The sequence below is a fragment of the Pseudomonas sp. GM21 genome (assembly GCF_000282215.1).
Lineage (GTDB): Bacteria > Pseudomonadota > Gammaproteobacteria > Pseudomonadales > Pseudomonadaceae > Aquipseudomonas.
Map to the genome: position 1 here is coordinate 1 of NZ_AKJS01000025.1, position 15,261 is coordinate 15,261.

At 60.7% G+C, this 15,261-nt stretch carries 14 protein-coding genes; 10 read left to right on the top strand and 4 right to left on the bottom strand.

The window, feature by feature from the left end:
* Both PMI22_RS23750 and fabF read left to right on the top strand, forming a co-directional pair.
* Positions 1-426 (top strand): SDR family NAD(P)-dependent oxidoreductase (locus PMI22_RS23750; protein WP_007943590.1); only part of this gene is annotated, 426 nt, incomplete at its 5' end.
* Positions 427-457: 31 nt separating this feature from the next.
* Positions 458-1,732 (top strand): beta-ketoacyl-ACP synthase II, encoded by a 1,275-nt coding sequence (gene fabF, locus PMI22_RS23745; RefSeq protein ID WP_007943592.1) that lies wholly within the window; start codon positions 458-460, stop codon positions 1,730-1,732.
* Here the strand turns inward: fabF and PMI22_RS23740 are convergent.
* From PMI22_RS23740 to eat, 3 genes are all read right to left on the bottom strand, one after another.
* A complete protein-coding gene (locus tag PMI22_RS23740) occupies positions 1,729-2,286 on the bottom strand; it encodes a TetR/AcrR family transcriptional regulator (RefSeq protein ID WP_007943593.1) in 558 nt (185 codons plus the stop codon). The genes fabF and PMI22_RS23740 overlap by 4 nt on opposite strands.
* A 224-nt stretch (positions 2,287-2,510) precedes the next feature.
* Positions 2,511-2,678, bottom strand: a complete 168-nt coding sequence (locus PMI22_RS30315) for a DUF2897 family protein (RefSeq protein WP_007943594.1) — start codon at positions 2,676-2,678, stop codon at positions 2,511-2,513.
* Positions 2,679-2,803: 125 nt separating this feature from the next.
* On the bottom strand, positions 2,804-4,168 hold the full coding sequence (gene eat, locus PMI22_RS23735) for an ethanolamine permease (RefSeq protein ID WP_007943595.1): 1,365 nt from the start codon (positions 4,166-4,168) through the stop codon (positions 2,804-2,806).
* 406 nt (positions 4,169-4,574) lie between these two features.
* On the opposite strand from eat, the gene kdpF reads away from it, so the two are divergent.
* The 6 genes from kdpF (at position 4,575) to PMI22_RS23710 (ending at position 12,630) form a co-directional block, all read left to right on the top strand.
* Complete coding sequence (gene kdpF, locus PMI22_RS30320) at positions 4,575-4,664, top strand: K(+)-transporting ATPase subunit F (protein ID WP_007899818.1); 90 nt, start codon at positions 4,575-4,577, stop codon at positions 4,662-4,664.
* 8 nt (positions 4,665-4,672) lie between these two features.
* Positions 4,673-6,367, top strand: coding sequence for a potassium-transporting ATPase subunit KdpA (gene kdpA / locus PMI22_RS23730; RefSeq protein WP_007943596.1), 1,695 nt, complete (start codon positions 4,673-4,675; stop codon positions 6,365-6,367).
* Positions 6,368-6,377: 10 nt separating this feature from the next.
* A complete protein-coding gene (kdpB, locus tag PMI22_RS23725) occupies positions 6,378-8,435 on the top strand; it encodes a potassium-transporting ATPase subunit KdpB (protein WP_033048858.1) in 2,058 nt (685 codons plus the stop codon).
* A 121-nt stretch (positions 8,436-8,556) separates the two neighbouring features.
* Positions 8,557-9,102: a potassium-transporting ATPase subunit KdpC gene (kdpC, locus tag PMI22_RS23720; RefSeq protein ID WP_007943599.1), complete on the top strand. Its 546-nt coding sequence runs from the start codon at positions 8,557-8,559 to the stop codon at positions 9,100-9,102.
* Between the two features lie 137 nt (positions 9,103-9,239).
* Positions 9,240-11,891: a sensor histidine kinase gene (locus PMI22_RS23715; protein ID WP_007943600.1), complete on the top strand. Its 2,652-nt coding sequence runs from the start codon at positions 9,240-9,242 to the stop codon at positions 11,889-11,891.
* A gap of 49 nt (positions 11,892-11,940) precedes the next feature.
* Positions 11,941-12,630 carry a response regulator gene (locus PMI22_RS23710; RefSeq protein ID WP_007943601.1) on the top strand — a complete coding sequence of 230 codons (690 nt, stop codon included), beginning with the start codon at positions 11,941-11,943 and terminating at the stop codon, positions 12,628-12,630.
* Positions 12,631-12,678: 48 nt separating this feature from the next.
* Here PMI22_RS23710 and PMI22_RS23705 read toward each other — a convergent pair whose 3' ends face one another.
* Complete coding sequence (locus tag PMI22_RS23705; protein WP_007943602.1) at positions 12,679-13,719, bottom strand: patatin-like phospholipase family protein; 1,041 nt, start codon at positions 13,717-13,719, stop codon at positions 12,679-12,681.
* A gap of 225 nt (positions 13,720-13,944) precedes the next feature.
* Here PMI22_RS23705 and PMI22_RS23700 point away from each other — a divergent pair, with 225 nt between their 5' ends.
* Both PMI22_RS23700 and PMI22_RS23695 read left to right on the top strand, forming a co-directional pair.
* Complete coding sequence (locus tag PMI22_RS23700; protein WP_007943603.1) at positions 13,945-14,223, top strand: hypothetical protein; 279 nt, start codon at positions 13,945-13,947, stop codon at positions 14,221-14,223.
* A 44-nt stretch (positions 14,224-14,267) separates the two neighbouring features.
* A complete protein-coding gene (locus PMI22_RS23695; RefSeq protein WP_007943605.1) occupies positions 14,268-15,035 on the top strand; it encodes a CHAD domain-containing protein in 768 nt (255 codons plus the stop codon).
* Positions 15,036-15,261: the final 226 nt, after the last annotated feature.

Below are 15,261 nucleotides of genomic sequence, written 5' to 3' on the forward strand. Positions count from 1 at the left end.
TCGGCGGCGGCCGCCAGTTTTGCCAAGGCTGGCCGGGGTTCTATCATCAATATAGCGTCGGTGGTGGCGTTGTTTCCCGAGCGCTTTAACGCGACATACAGCGCCAGCAAGGCATATGTGTTGAGCCTGACGCAGTCCTTGAATGCCGAACTCGATGGCACCGGGGTTAAGGTTCAAGCCGTGTTGCCAGGCGTGACGCGTACCGAGATCTGGGAGCGCTCAGGTATCGACGCTAGCCAGATTCCGGCAGACATGGTGATGGAGGTAGGTGAAATGGTTGATACAGCGTTATCCGGCCTGGATCAAGGTGAACTGATCACTATTCCATCGTTGCCTAACGCCTCCGAGTGGGACGACTTTGTAAAAGCCCGCCTGGTCATGGCCCCGAATCTTTCCAGAAATACGGCCGCTGCCCGCTACAAATGAACGCCTTCCATTGGCTTGAGGTATTTGCGACATGAGTGATCGTCGAGTAGTTGTCACCGGCATGGGCCTGGTGTCTCCCCTTGGTAGCGGTGTTGAAGCTGTCTGGGGGCGTTTGCTGGCCGGGCGTTCGGGGTTGCGTAATCTGCCTGATGAGGTGGTTGCCGATCTGCCAGCCAAGGTGGGTGGCGCGGTACTGACTGTGGCGGAAGATCCCGAGGCGGGTTTTGATCCGGATCGGGCAACGTCCCCCAAAGAACAGAAGAAGATGGACCGTTTCATTCTGTTTGCCATGGAGGCTGCGCGGCAGGCATTGGAGCAGGCGGGTTGGCAAGCGCTGGATCTGCAAGCCCAGGAACGCACGGCAACCATTATCGGTTCCGGGGTCGGTGGGTTCGGAGCGATCGCCGACGCGGTACGTACCACTGACAGTCGTGGACCTCGGCGGCTATCGCCCTTCACCATACCGTCGTTCCTGGTCAATCTTGCGGCTGGCCATGTGTCGATTCAGCACGGATTCAAGGGGCCGTTGGGCGCTCCGGTGACGGCGTGCGCGGCCGGAGTGCAAGCGATTGGTGATGCAGCGCGGTTGATTCGATGCGGCGAAGCGGATATTGCCGTGTGTGGCGGTGCAGAGGCCGCGATCGATCGGGTCAGCCTGGCCGGGTTCGCCGCGGCGCGTGCGTTGTCCAGTGGTTACAACGAAACCCCTGAGCGGGCTTCTCGGCCGTTCGACAGTGGTCGCGACGGCTTTGTGATGGGAGAGGGCGCGGGTCTTCTGGTGATTGAATCCCTGGATCATGCCTTGGCGCGCGGGGCTCAACCGATAGCCGAGTTGGTCGGCTACGGCACCAGTGCCGATGCCTTTCACCTGACCGCGGGGCCGGAAGATGGCAGCGGTGCGCGCCGGGCGATGACGCTGGCATTGGCACAGGCCGGCATTTCGGCGGCCCAGGTACAACACCTCAATGCGCACGCGACGTCGACGCCAGTTGGCGACCTCGGCGAGCTGGCCGCTATCAAGTCGTTGTTCGGTTCAGACAACAAGGTCGCGGTGACGTCCACCAAATCGGCGACAGGGCATTTGCTCGGTGCGGCCGGTGGGATTGAGGCGATCTTCACGCTGTTGGCGATTCGCGACCAGATCGTGCCGGCCACCCTGAATTTCGATAACCCGGACCCGGCGGCACAAGGCGTGGACATCGTCCACGGTCAGGCGCGGCCAATGGCTATCGAGTATGCGCTGTCCAATGGCTTCGGGTTCGGCGGGGTCAATGCCAGCGTATTGTTCAGGCGCTGGCAGGATTAGTCCTGAGGTTGTTTAAGAAACGCGCGTGTTACGTCGAGAATCCGCTGGGCCAACTCGGGATTCTCGACACAGCGCGATAACAGCAACGCCCCGACCAGGGCTGACATGATGAAGATGCTCTGGTCCGCGGCATCGTCGCTTTCAAGGGCGCCTTCTATTTGTTGAAGGCGTGCGATGAGCACTACGTCCGAGGTCGGACTGGGCTGGCCACGCAAACCAAGCTCCGAAGACATGGTTGGCAACGGGCAGCCTTCATGAGGCGAGGTCTGGTGCCATTCGGACAAATAAGCATCGATGAAGGCATCCAGTGGGCGATCCTGGGCAAACAACTCGGCACACACCGCTTCTACCTGATCACCAGCCGCTTGCAATGCCTTTTCAACCAGTTCGTCCTTGGATTTGAAGTGTGAGTAAAAGCCCCCATGGGTCAACCCCAGCGCTTTCATCAGCGGTTGCAGGCCTGTCGCTCCAATACCGTCCCGGCGGAATCGCGCTGAAGCTTCCTTGATGATGCGCTTGTAGGTCTGGGCTTTATGGTCCTGCGAGTAACGCATCTGAAATCTCCGCAACAATGCGCCATCTTAACCAATGAAAATAAGATGGTGATTGTACTTCTACCTCTAAAAAGCATGCAGATGCGTCCAACTCTGTTCTAAATACGCCAAAGACTTGTCACAAATAATGACAGTTCCTTGACTGGATTGTAGGAGGGTGGTGTTTGCCTACAACGCTAGACAAACAAAACCCCGTCATTCACTGAGAGTGACAGGGTTTTGGATTAGCGGTCCTGCGCTTCCTTGGCATCCATTTCCGCATTGCGTTCAGCGACGCGTTTACGTTGCTCATCGGTCAGTTCGACCTTGTTGGCGGTGTCGCGCAACATCATCAAACCACCAACAATCGAGCCGATAGCAACGACCAGAATCAACCAGGCATACCAGGGCATTGGGACTCTCCTTGAGGGCAAGGCGATTGGCGGGGGTCACCAATCGTTCGTGCATACCACTTTGAGCGATGGGATTTCGCAGTGGTTCCATTCTATGCCTGATAGTCCAATCGCACCTGACCTGTTTATAACCCGGTCAACATCGCGTCTGCCGGTGCATCCGCGCGCAACTGCGCGGCCAGCAGGAAGTACACGAAACCCACCACCATGAAGCCGAGAAAGATCAGCCCGATCAAGGTGTTGAACCAGGCCATCGCCACCAGGCACACCACTGCCAATACAAGCGCGATCATCGGCACCAGCGGATAGCACGGCGCACGGAACGTACGCTCCAGGTTTGGTTCGGTTTTTCGCAGTTTGAACAGGCTGAGCATGCTCATGATGTACATCACGATGGCGCCGAACACCGCCATGGTGATCATGGCTGCCGTCAACGTCATGCCGCCGAGGTTGATTAGGCCGTTACTGTAAATCGCGGCGATACCAATCACGCCGCCAACAATGATCGCCCGATGCGGCGTCTGGAAGCGCGACAGTTTGGCCAGGGAGGCCGGCAGATAACCGGCCCGGGCCAGCGCGAAGAACTGTCGTGAGTAACCGAGAATGATCCCGTGGAAACTCGCCACCAACCCGAACAGGCCGATCCACACCAGCATATGCAACCACCCGGAGTTTTCACCGACCACGGTCTTCATCGCTTGCGGCAGCGGATCGTTGATGTTCGACAAGGTGCGCCAGTCACCCACGCCACCGGCAAAGAACATCACGCCCATGGCCAGCAATACCAAGGTCAGAATGCCGCTGATGTAGGCCTTGGGAATCGTCCGTTTTGGGTCCTTGGCCTCTTCAGCGGCCATGACGGCACCTTCGATGGCGAGGAAGAACCAGATGGCGAACGGAATGGCCGCGAACATCCCGGCGATCGCCGGGGCGCCAAATACATCGGAGCCGGCCCAGCCATTCAGCGCGAAGTTGCTGAAGCTGAACGCCGGGGCAACCACGCCCATGAACACCAGCAGTTCGGCCACGGCCAGTACGCATACCACCAATTCGAACGTCGCTGCGAGTTTCACCCCGAGGATGTTCAAACCCATGAACACAATATAGGCACCGACCGCCGCATGTTTGGGGTCGAGAGCGGGAAACTGCACGTTAAGGTAGGCCCCAATTGCCAGGGCAATCGCGGGCGGGGCGAAGACGAATTCGATCAGCGTCGCCAACCCGGCAATCAGCCCGCCTTTTTCTCCGAACGCGCGACGACTGTAGGCAAAGGGACCGCCGGCATGGGGGATCGCTGTGGTCAGTTCGGTGAAGCTGAAGATGAAACAGGTGTACATGGTGGCGACCATGAACGAGGTCACCAGAAAGCCCAATGTGCCCGCGACGCCCCAGCCGTAACTCCAGCCGAAATACTCACCGGAAATCACCAGTCCGACGGCAATACCCCACAGGTGCAGCGTACCGAGGGTGGGTTTGAGTTGTGTGTTCATGCGGTTGCTCCCTGAACGGTTTGGAATTGCTCAGGGGAAGGCGTGTGCAGTGGGCGTGCCAGTATCGTGATGGCAGTCGTAAAGCGTAAAAACACGTCGTATCGGGGATGTTCCCCGCTGGATGTGCGGTTTTTGTGCGCTAGTTGAGGGCGATGCTGTCAGTTATGCCGCCATCGCGGGCAAGCCCGCTCCCACAGGAAATCTGTGTAGTCAGGGGCAATCGCATTCCCTTGTGGGAGCGTGCCTGCTCGCGATGGGGCCAGTCCAGACACCGTTGTAACCAGCATAACCCCCACTCTTTACGCCTTCTTTATGCCCCGCCCGCACCCTCGATCTCGTTCCTTTACAGCCTCCCTGCCGACAATGAATCCACACGCGGCACTACGCCGTAATAGGGAGAACTTCCATGAGCGTTCTGGACGGAGTGTCACTGCTGCTGGCTGTGGGGCTGTTCATTTATCTGTTGGTTGCGCTGTTGCGCGCGGACCGGAACTAGGAGCGGCTATGCACAGTTATGACTATTGGCTGATCCTTGCTTTTTTCGCAGTGGTGTTGGTCCCGGCGCCGTTTCTCGGGCGCTTCTACTACAAGGTCATGGAAGGTCAGCGTACCTGGCTGACACCGATTCTCGGACCGGTGGAGCGCGGCTGTTATCACGTTGCCGGTGTTGATCCACAGGCGGAACAGAGCTGGCAGAAGTATGCCTTGGCCTTGCTCGCTTTCAACCTCACGGGCTTCTTGATGTTGTTTGCGATCCTGTTGTTGCAGGGGCACTTGCCGCTGAACCCGCAAAACCTGCCGGGTCAGGAGTGGACGCTGGCGTTCAACACCGCCATCAGTTTCATGACCAACACCAACTGGCAGGCCTACAGCGGTGAAGCCTCGCTGAGCTACTTGAGTCAGATGGCCGGTCTCACCGTGCAAAATTTCGTCAGCGCCGCCACCGGCCTGGCAGTATTGGTTGCACTGTGTCGCGGTATCGGTCGCAAGTCGGCCATGACGCTCGGCAACTTCTGGGTCGACATGACCCGCGCCACCCTCTACGGCTTGCTGCCGCTGTGTCTGCTGCTGGCGCTGTATCTGGTCTGGCAGGGCGTGCCGCAAACCTTCGCCCAGTACGTGAATGCCGTGACCATGCAGGGCGTCGATCAAGTGATCCCGCTCGGCCCGGCTGCCAGCCAGATAGCGATCAAGCAATTGGGCACCAACGGTGGTGGCTTCTTCGGCGTCAACTCGGCGCACCCGTTCGAGAACCCGACGGCGTGGAGCAACCTGTTTGAGATGGCCTCGATCATCCTGATCCCGGTCGCCCTGGTATTCACCTTCGGCCATTACGTGAAAGACCTGCGTCAGAGCCGCGCAATTATCGCCTGCATGTTGGCGCTGTTTCTGATTGGCGGCGCGACCTCGCTGTGGGCCGAGTACCAACCGAACCCGACCCTGAACAATGTCGCCGTCGAACAGACCGCGCCGCTGGAAGGCAAGGAAGCGCGCTTTGGTACGACTGCCACCGTGCTCTGGTCGGTCACCACCACCGCCGCGTCCAACGGTTCGGTCAACGGCATGCACGACAGCCTCAACCCGCTGAGCGGCATGGTCGCGCTGGTCAACATGATGGTCGGCGAAGTGATCTTCGGCGGCGTCGGCGCCGGGCTCTACGGCATGTTGCTCAACGTGTTGATCGCGGTGTTCCTCGCCGGGCTGATGATCGGCCGCACCCCGGAATACCTCGGCAAAAAACTGCAAGCCAGGGAAGTGCAACTGCTGGTGGTGACCCTGCTGGTGATGCCGGTCGGCGTGCTGGTGCTCGGCGCGATTGCCGCAAGCCTGCCCGGCCCGGTCGCGGCGGTGAGTAACCCCGGCGCCCACGGTTTCAGTCAGTTGCTGTATGCCTACACCTCGGCCAGCGCCAACAACGGTTCGGCATTTGCCGGCTTTGGTGCCAACACCGCGTTCCACAACCTGATGCTCGGCCTTGGCATGTTGATCGGTCGCTTCGGTTACATCCTTCCGGTACTGGCGTTGGCCGGCAGCCTGGCGATGAAGAAAAGCGCACCGATTGGCCAGAACAGCTTCCCGACTCACGGCCCGCTGTTTGTGACCCTGCTGACCGTGACCATTTTGCTGGTGGGTGGTTTGACCTTCCTGCCGACATTAGCGTTGGGCCCGATTGCTGAACATCTGAGCCTGAGCTTCTGAGGAATCAATGATGAATATGCCCGCAACGAAAGTCGCCACCGTCAAGGCGCCGGAACAACCGAAAACCGCGATCTCAGCCCTCTGGCGCCCAGCGCTGGTGCAAGCCTTCGTCAAGCTCGACCCACGGCAATTGCAGCGCGCGCCGGTGATGCTGGTGGTCGAACTGACTGCGATCCTGACCACTGTGCTGTGCTTCATTCCCGACAGCGCTGTGCCCACCTTTGTCGCCGCGCAAATCGCCCTGTGGCTGTGGTTCACCGTGCTGTTCGCCAACTTCGCGGAAGCTTTGGCCGAAGGTCGAGGCAAGGCCCGCGCCGACAGCCTCAAGGCCGGCAGCGAAGGCATGAGCGCCCGTCGCAAAACCGCCAATGGCACGTTCCAGGTGGTGCCGGCGACCACCCTGCGCAAGGGCGATGTGGTCCGCGTCGAAGCGGGGGAAATGATCCCCGGTGACGGCGAGGTGATCGAAGGCATCGCGGCAGTCAACGAAGCAGCGATTACCGGTGAATCCGCGCCGGTGATCCGTGAATCCGGGGGCGACCGTTCGGCCGTTACCGGCAACACGCGTCTGGTCTCCGACTGGCTGCTGGTGAAGATCACCGCCAACCCCGGCGAGTCGACACTGGACCGCATGATCGCCCTGGTCGAAGGCGCCAAACGCCAGAAAACTCCGAACGAAGTCGCACTCGACATCCTGCTGATCGGCCTGACCCTGATCTTCCTGCTGGTGGTCGTCACCCTGCAACCGTTCGCCCACTTCGCCAATGGCAGCCTGCCGCTGGTGTTCCTGGTGGCGTTATTGGTCACGTTGATTCCGACCACCATTGGCGGTTTGCTGTCCGCCATCGGTATCGCCGGGATGGACCGTCTGGTGCGGTTGAACGTGATCGCCAAGTCCGGTCGTGCGGTGGAAGCGGCGGGGGACGTACACGTCCTGCTACTGGACAAGACCGGCACCATCACCTTCGGCAACCGTCGTTGCACGGCGGTGCATCCGGCACCGGGTGTCACGGCCAGGGAACTGGCCGAAGGCGCGTTGTTCGCCTCGCTGGCCGATGACACGGCTGAAGGTAAATCCATCGTCGAGTACCTGCGCGGCACTCAACCACAACCAGAGCCCGCCACCGAGTTGCTGACGGCCGTACCGTTCAGCGCTGAAACCCGCCTGTCTGGTGTCGACTACCAGGGCCGTGTGTATCGCAAAGGCGCGGTGGATTCGTTGCTGGCTTTCGTCGATCTGAAACGTGCTGACCTGTCCGCACCATTGTCCCGGGAAATCGACAAGATCGCTCAGAGTGGGGGCACCCCGTTGCTGGTCTGCGCCGACGGTAAATTACTGGGCGTGATTCACCTCAAGGACGTGGTCAAGCCCGGCATCCGTGAGCGTTTTGCCGAGCTGCGCAAACTGGGGATTCGCACGGTCATGGTCACCGGCGACAACCCGCTGACCGCCGCCGCGATTGCCGCCGAAGCGGGCGTCGATGATGTGCTGGCCGAAGCCACGCCGGAGAAAAAACTGGCGCGCATCCGTCACGAGCAAAACGACGGGCGCCTGGTCGCCATGTGCGGCGACGGCGCCAACGACGCCCCGGCGCTGGCCCAGGCGGACGTCGGCATGGCGATGAACGACGGCACACAAGCGGCGCGCGAAGCGGCGAACATGGTCGACCTCGACAGCGACCCGACCAAGCTGTTGGACGTGGTGCAGATCGGTAAAGAACTGCTGGTGACACGCGGTGCGTTGACGACCTTTTCCATCGCCAACGACGTGGCCAAATACTTCGCGATTTTGCCGGCGCTGTTCGCTTCGATCTATCCGCAACTGGGCGTGCTGAACGTCATGCACCTGAGCAGTCCGCAGAGTGCGATTCTCTCGGCGATTGTGTTCAACGCGTTGATCATTGTGGTGCTGATTCCACTGGCCTTGCGCGGCGTGCGGGTGCAGGCCGCGAGTGCGGCGGCGCTGCTGCGGCGCAATCTGTTGATCTATGGACTCGGCGGGATTGTGGTGCCGTTCGTGGGCATCAAGGCGATCGACATGCTGTTGACCGCGTTGCATCTGGTTTGACGTCATCGCGAGCAGGCTCGCACCCACAGGGGATGCGCTGTTTTTGTGGGAGCGAGCCTGCTCGCGATGAATGCACCACGGTCCGCCTGATTATTTGTTATCCGAATTCGAGGATTTTGAAATGACCACACTGATACGTCCGGCCTTGAGCCTGCTGGTCCTGATGACCCTGATCACCGGCGTCGCCTACCCCTTGGTCGTCACCGGTGTCGCCCAGGTCGCGTTCCCGGATCAAGCCAATGGCAGCCTGGTGCGCGATGCCGACAACAAGGTCCGTGGCTCGTCACTGATTGCTCAGGATTTCGTCGGTGACGCCTGGTTCCATCCACGCCCATCGGCCGGTGCTTTTGCCACCGTATCGAGTGGCGCGAGCAACCTTTCACCGAGCAACCCGGCGCTGGCGACTCGGGTGATCGACGATGCCAACAAACTGCTGGTGCCCGGTCAGGGGCCGGTGCCTTTGGCGATGCTCACCACCTCTGGCAGCGGCCTCGATCCGCACTTGCCACCAGCCGCGATTGCCTATCAACTGGCGCGAGTGGCTGCCGCGCGCAATCTGCCGGTGGCGACCCTTGAGCAATTGCTGGATGCGCACATCGAGCAGCCGTTGGTGGGGCCGCCGGTGGTGAATGTGCTGGCGCTGAATATTGCGCTGGAAAAGCTGTAAGAGATGATCGTTCCCACGCTCTGCGTGGGAATGGATCGTCGGACGCTCTGCGTCCGCTTTTGGGACGCGGAGCGTCCCTGGCTGCATTCCCACGCGGAGCGTGGGAACGATCAACCTGAAAAAAGAGAATTTCAAGCATGAGCGATTCCGGCCGCGCCGACGCGCTGTTAGCAGACCTGCCCCGCGATGGCCGTGGCCGGCTCAAGGTTTTCCTCGGCGCCGCACCCGGTGTGGGCAAAACCTACGCCATGTTGCAAGCCGCTCACACCCAACTGCGTCAAGGCGTGAAAGTCATCGCCGGTGTGGTCGAAACCCATGGTCGCGCGGAAACCGAAGCGCTGCTCGGTGGCTTGCCGCAACAGCCCTTGGTGCGCTCGGAATACCGGGGCGTGATGCTCGAAGAATTGGACCTCGATGGTTTGCTCGCGGCCAGACCGAAGCTGGTGCTGGTGGACGAACTGGCCCACAGCAACGCTCCCGGCAGTCGCCACGCCAAGCGTTGGCAAGACATACAGGAGCTGCTCGCCGCCGGCATCGACGTCTTCACCACCGTCAACGTCCAGCACCTCGAAAGCCTCAACGATCAAGTGCGCGGCATCACCGGTGTGCAGGTGCGTGAAACCCTGCCGGACTGGGTCCTGCAAGAAGCCTACGAACTGCTGCTGATCGACCTGCCACCACGTGAACTGCTGGAGCGTTTGCGCGACGGAAAGGTTTACGTGCCGGAGCAGGCGCGGGCGGCCATCGACGCGTTTTTCACCCAGACCAACCTGACCGCCCTGCGCGAGATGGCGATGCAAACCGCTGCCGCTCAGGTCGACAACGATCTGGCCCAGGGTTATCGCCAGCTCGGTCAAGCGGCGCCAGCGGTGCGCGGTCGTCTGTTGGTCGGTGTTGATGGCGATGCCCAGGCCGAGCGTCTGGTGCGTCATGCCAGTCGCGTCGCCCAGCGTCGGCATTTGCCGTGGAGCCTGGTGCATGTCGACAACGGCAGCGTGCGTGACGAGCAATCGCGCCTGCGCTTGCAAAGTGCCCAGCAATTGGCCGAGCGCCTCGGTGGCGAAGTGGTGTTGTTGCGCGCCGGCGAAGTCGCGAAAACACTGATCCAGCACGCCGCCGAACGCAGGGCCAGTCTGGTGTTGGTCGGCCAGTCGCGGCAGCGTTTGCGTCGGCGCTTGTTCGGCGGTGGTTTGGCGTCGCGCCTGCTGCGTGATGCGCGCGGGCTGGAGATCAACGTCCTCGACAGCGATCACCTGCCGCATCAACCGCGCCAGCGTTCGCCACAGTCGCTGGTGTGGTTCGATTACGCGCTGGCGGCAGTGGCGACGGTGTTGGCCAGTGCCTTGGCCTGGGGCGTGGCGAGTATTTTGCCTCTACCCAATATCTCCCTGGTGTTCCTCGCCGCAGTGTTGCTGGTGGCGGTGCGCAGCAGCCTGGGCCCGGCGTTGGCCTGTGCGGCGCTATCGTTTCTCACCTACGACTTTCTGTTCATCCCACCGAATTTTTCCTTCGCCATCCAGCGCGAAGAAGACGTGTTGACCTTGCTGTTCTTCCTGCTGATGGCGGCGCTCACCGGCAACCTCGCGGCTCGCCAACGTCGGCAATTGCAGGCGTTGCGTGACACCCAGGAAGAGACCAGCGAACTGCTTGATCTGTCGCGCAAACTGACGGCTGCCACCGACCGTCAAGCCGTGGTCAGCGCCGCCGCTCAGCACCTCAACGGCTGGAGTGACTTGCAACTGTGCCTGCTCAATCAAGACGGGCAGGGAGGCTGGAACGTTGAAACCGGTGGCCCGCTGGAGTTTTCCGAAGGCGAACGGGCGGCCGCCGATTGGGCCTGGCAACACGATCAACCGGCGGGTTCGGGCACCGGTACGTTGCCGTCGGGACGTTGGTGGTGGTGGCCGTTATCGGTGGACGACGGGCCACTGGCATTGCTCGGTGTGTGCGCTAAAGAAGGCCAGATGTTAAGCGGCCAGCGTCGGCGTCTGTTGACCGCATTGAGCCAGCCGCTGGCCCAGGCGCTGGCCCGTGCACAACTGGCCGAGGATCTTGAAGCGGCGCGACTGCACGGAGAAACCGAGCAACTGCGCAGTGCACTTCTGGCCTCGGTATCCCATGACTTGCGCACACCGCTGACGTCCATGCGCGGCAGCATCGACAGCCTGTTGGCCCTCGGCGAGGCCATCCCGCTGGAGGATCGTCGCGAACTGCTCGAAGGCACGCGGGACGAAGCCGAGCGCCTGGATCGCTACATCCAGAACTTGTTGGACATGACGCGCCTCGGCCACGGCGCGTTGAAGCTGGCGCGTGATTGGGTGTCGCCAGCCGACATTGTCGGCAGTTCACTCAACCGACTGCGCGCGGTGCTGGCGCCACTGCAGGTCAGCACCGACGTGCCACCGGAGTTGCCGCTGCTGTTTGTCCACGCGGCGCTGATCGAGCAGGCGCTGGTCAACGTGCTGGAAAACGCCGCGCGATTTTCACCGGCTCACGGGCGTCTGCAATTACGCGCCGGGGCCGATGACCGCGAGCTGTTTTTCTCGGTGAGCGATGAAGGGCCGGGCATTCCGCAGGAGGAGCGGGCGAAAATTTTCGACATGTTCTACACCGCCGCGCGCGGTGATCGGGGCGGCCAGGGCACCGGCCTCGGGCTGGCGATCTGTCAGGGGATGGTGGGCGCGCATGGCGGGCGGATAAGCGTCGCCGACGGCATTGATGGGCGTGGGACCTGCATCACGCTTCACTTGCCTTTGCAGGAACAACCAGCCTTTGAAAGTGAACGCTGAAAGTGAAGCCTGATACCCTTTGCACCTCTCCATGCCGCGATCAGACACCATGAGCCAGACTGCGACCATTTTGGTCATCGACGATGAACCGCAAATCCGCAAATTCCTGCGCATCAGCCTGGTCTCCCAGGGTTACAAAGTGCTGGAAGCCGGCACCGGCACTGAAGGCCTGGCGCAAGCGGCGCTGAACAAACCGGATTTGCTGGTGCTCGACCTCGGTTTACCCGACATGGACGGACAGCAAGTCCTGCGCGAGTTTCGCGAATGGTCGACGGTGCCGGTGCTGGTGCTGTCGGTGCGCGCAAGCGAAGGGCAGAAAGTCGAGGCACTGGACGGCGGCGCCAATGACTACGTGACCAAACCCTTCGGCATTCAGGAATTTCTGGCGCGGGTGAGAGCCTTGTTGCGCCAGGCGCCAGTGGGTGAAGCTCAGCAAGCGGCGCTGGCGTTCGGCCCGTTGACGGTGGACCTGGCGTATCGGCGGGTGCTGCTCGATGGCGTCGAAGTAGCGCTGACGCGCAAGGAGTACGCGGTGCTGGCACAACTGGCGCGGCATCCGGGGCGGGTCATTACCCAGCAGCAATTGCTAAAGGATATCTGGGGGCCGACCCATACCGAGGACAGTCATTACTTGCGGATTGTGGTGGGGCATTTGCGTCAGAAGCTGATGGATGACCCGACTCAACCTCGGTTTATCGTGACCGAGGCGGGGGTTGGGTATCGGTTGCTTGATACCTGATCGTTCCCACGCAGAGCGTGGGAACGATCGTCATTCGCTCAAAAAATCTCAGGAATCCCGCTCATTCTCATACCGATCCAGCGTATCCCGCGCAATCTCCCGCCCCAGCGCGATCAACTCCGGTGCCTTGTAGAACTCGAAAAACCGGCACACCCGCTTCGGCACGTTAATCAGAATATCCGGCGGATACCCGGCGATCTTGTACTGCGCCAGCGAGGTCTGCATCACTTCGAAACTCTGGTTGATCAGGTCCAGCAATGACGCCGGCCCGACGTTATCGATGATGAATGATCCCGTGGCCGACTTCGGTGCTCCTTCGCGTTCAGGGGCGGCGGCGGGTTGCTGGGCTTCGGGGTCGGCAGATTCGATCCAAGGGTTGATGTCGGCCGCTTCGGCCATCAATGCTTCCTTTTCCAGGATCAGCAATTTTTCCGCCTGACTGCGTCGGAACGGCATCTTCGAACCCAGGGAGTTGATCAAACTGTCGAAACGGCTTTTGAATGCTGCCGGGCGCTGGATAACCGGCATCTGATAGTGGCGCTGGTTGGTAGAGTTAAGGTTGACCGCGATGATCAGGTCGCAGTGACTCGATACCACGGGCACGATCGGTAAAGGGTTGAGGATGCCGCCATCCACCAGCATCCGGTTGCCCTGCATCACCGGGGTGAAGAGGCTGGGAATCGCCGCCGAGGCGCGCATGGCCTGGTGCAGGCAGCCTTCCTGGAACCAGATTTCCTGCTGATTGGTCAGGTCCGTGGCCACGGCCGTGTAGGGAATGCGCAGGTCTTCAATATTGATCTCGCCGACGATCTTGCGGATCTGCCCGAAGACTTTTTCACCGCGAATGGCGCCAAGCCGAAAGCTGACGTCCACCAGACGCAATACATCGAGGTAATCCAGGCTCTCGATCCAGTCGCGATATTCGTCGAGTTTGCCGGCGGCATAAATCCCGCCGACTACCGCCCCCATGGAACAACCGGCGATACAGGCAATGTCGTAGCCACGCCGTTCGAGCTCTTGAATGACACCGATATGAGCATAACCTCGGGCTCCACCAGAGCCCAGTACCAGTGCGATACGCTTTTTCATGAATCGCCCTCGTCTGACAAGGTTCAACAATGCACTCATCGAGGGGCGTGCTTCAATCGCCGAAGTCGTTCGATGGGCCGAGTGCGTCGTTTTTTCGACACTCCATGGCGGCAGATGGCTATTCTTGCGCACGCTATAGTGAGTTTGCTTAGTGCGGCCAAGGCACTTTTCACCCGCCGGGCCGTCTTACCTGCATGATTGTTGACCTGACTTGAGGTGGTATTGATGAAAGCCTGGATTTGCGTACCTTTGATGGCTCTGGCGCTCGCCGGTTGTGCCGGCAAAACGGCCTATCGTGAGAGTTGCGGTAGCCAGATTGACGCCGCGTGGCGTGAGCTAGACTTGGCCAAGGCCGAAGGTTTCGCCGGGACTGTCAGCTACTCCAAGGCCCTCTCGTTGCTGACCGGCGCCAAGACCCAGCAACAATTCGAAGCTTACGAAGGCTGCACCAGCAAGGCCGAGAAAGCGCGCTTCTATATTCGTGAGTCTCGTGCCGGCCGTTGAAGCATCTTGTAGGCGTCAGGGGCACTCGATTCAAGGAGCAAACGATGTCTGATTTGGTTGATCGGTTGGTGGCTCATGTCCTGGGCCTTGAAGTCCGCCTGTTGGCCTGTCAGGCACGTTTGAGTGCCCGGACTGACCCTGAAGCACTGCACGAGCTGCGCACCACGGTTCGGCGTTTGCGCAGCCTGTTGCGCCCCTTGCGTGGCCTGCCAGGCGTCGAGCAGGTCGAAGTGGCGGCGGCCCGGGTCGGCGAACTGACCACGCCGTTACGTGATCGCGAAGTGCTGGCTGCGTATTTACTGGAGCACGGTCAACCCGAAGCCGCGCATTGGCGCATGGCGCAGATGGCTCAGGCGTATCCGGCGGTGGCGGCGAGTCCTGAGCTGGCGCAGTTGATGATGATCTTCGATGCCTTTCCGCGTTTTTTACGCGCTTCCCAGCGTCAGGGATTGCTCAAAGGCTTGCGCAAGCGCATTGAAAAACGCCTGGGCAAACAGTGGAAGAAACTGGACGGTGCGCTGCACGATCCGGCCCACGACCGACACCGTTTGCGCCTGCTGATCAAGCGTGTGCGCTATGGTATCGAAGCCTATCCCGAGCTGGACCGTTTGCCGAAGGCCGCCTTGTCCCGATTGAAAGCCGCTCAAAGCGCCCTCGGTGATTGGCACGACAGTTGGCAGTGGCTGGCCAGGGCTGAGGAAGAGCCTGATTTGCTGCCTTGTGTTGCCGTCTGGAAAACCACGTTGGCCGATGCCGAAAGCCGCGCTGACCGCGTTCTCGAAAAACTCAGCGCCACTTGCTTCAAATCCTGAAATCACCACAGATCAAAATGTGGGAGCGAGCCTGCTCGCGAATGCGGTGTGCCAGCCTACAGGGATGTCGACTGATACGACGCATTCGCGAGCAGGCTCGCTCCCACATGGGTTTGGTGTTGGATATGGACTCGTATTCCAAAGCGGGTGCGGCTCTTCTGTCAGTACTTTTGGCCGGAATAAGTGCTGTATCAATGTCGCTGGCTGGTTAAGATCCCTCTCTACT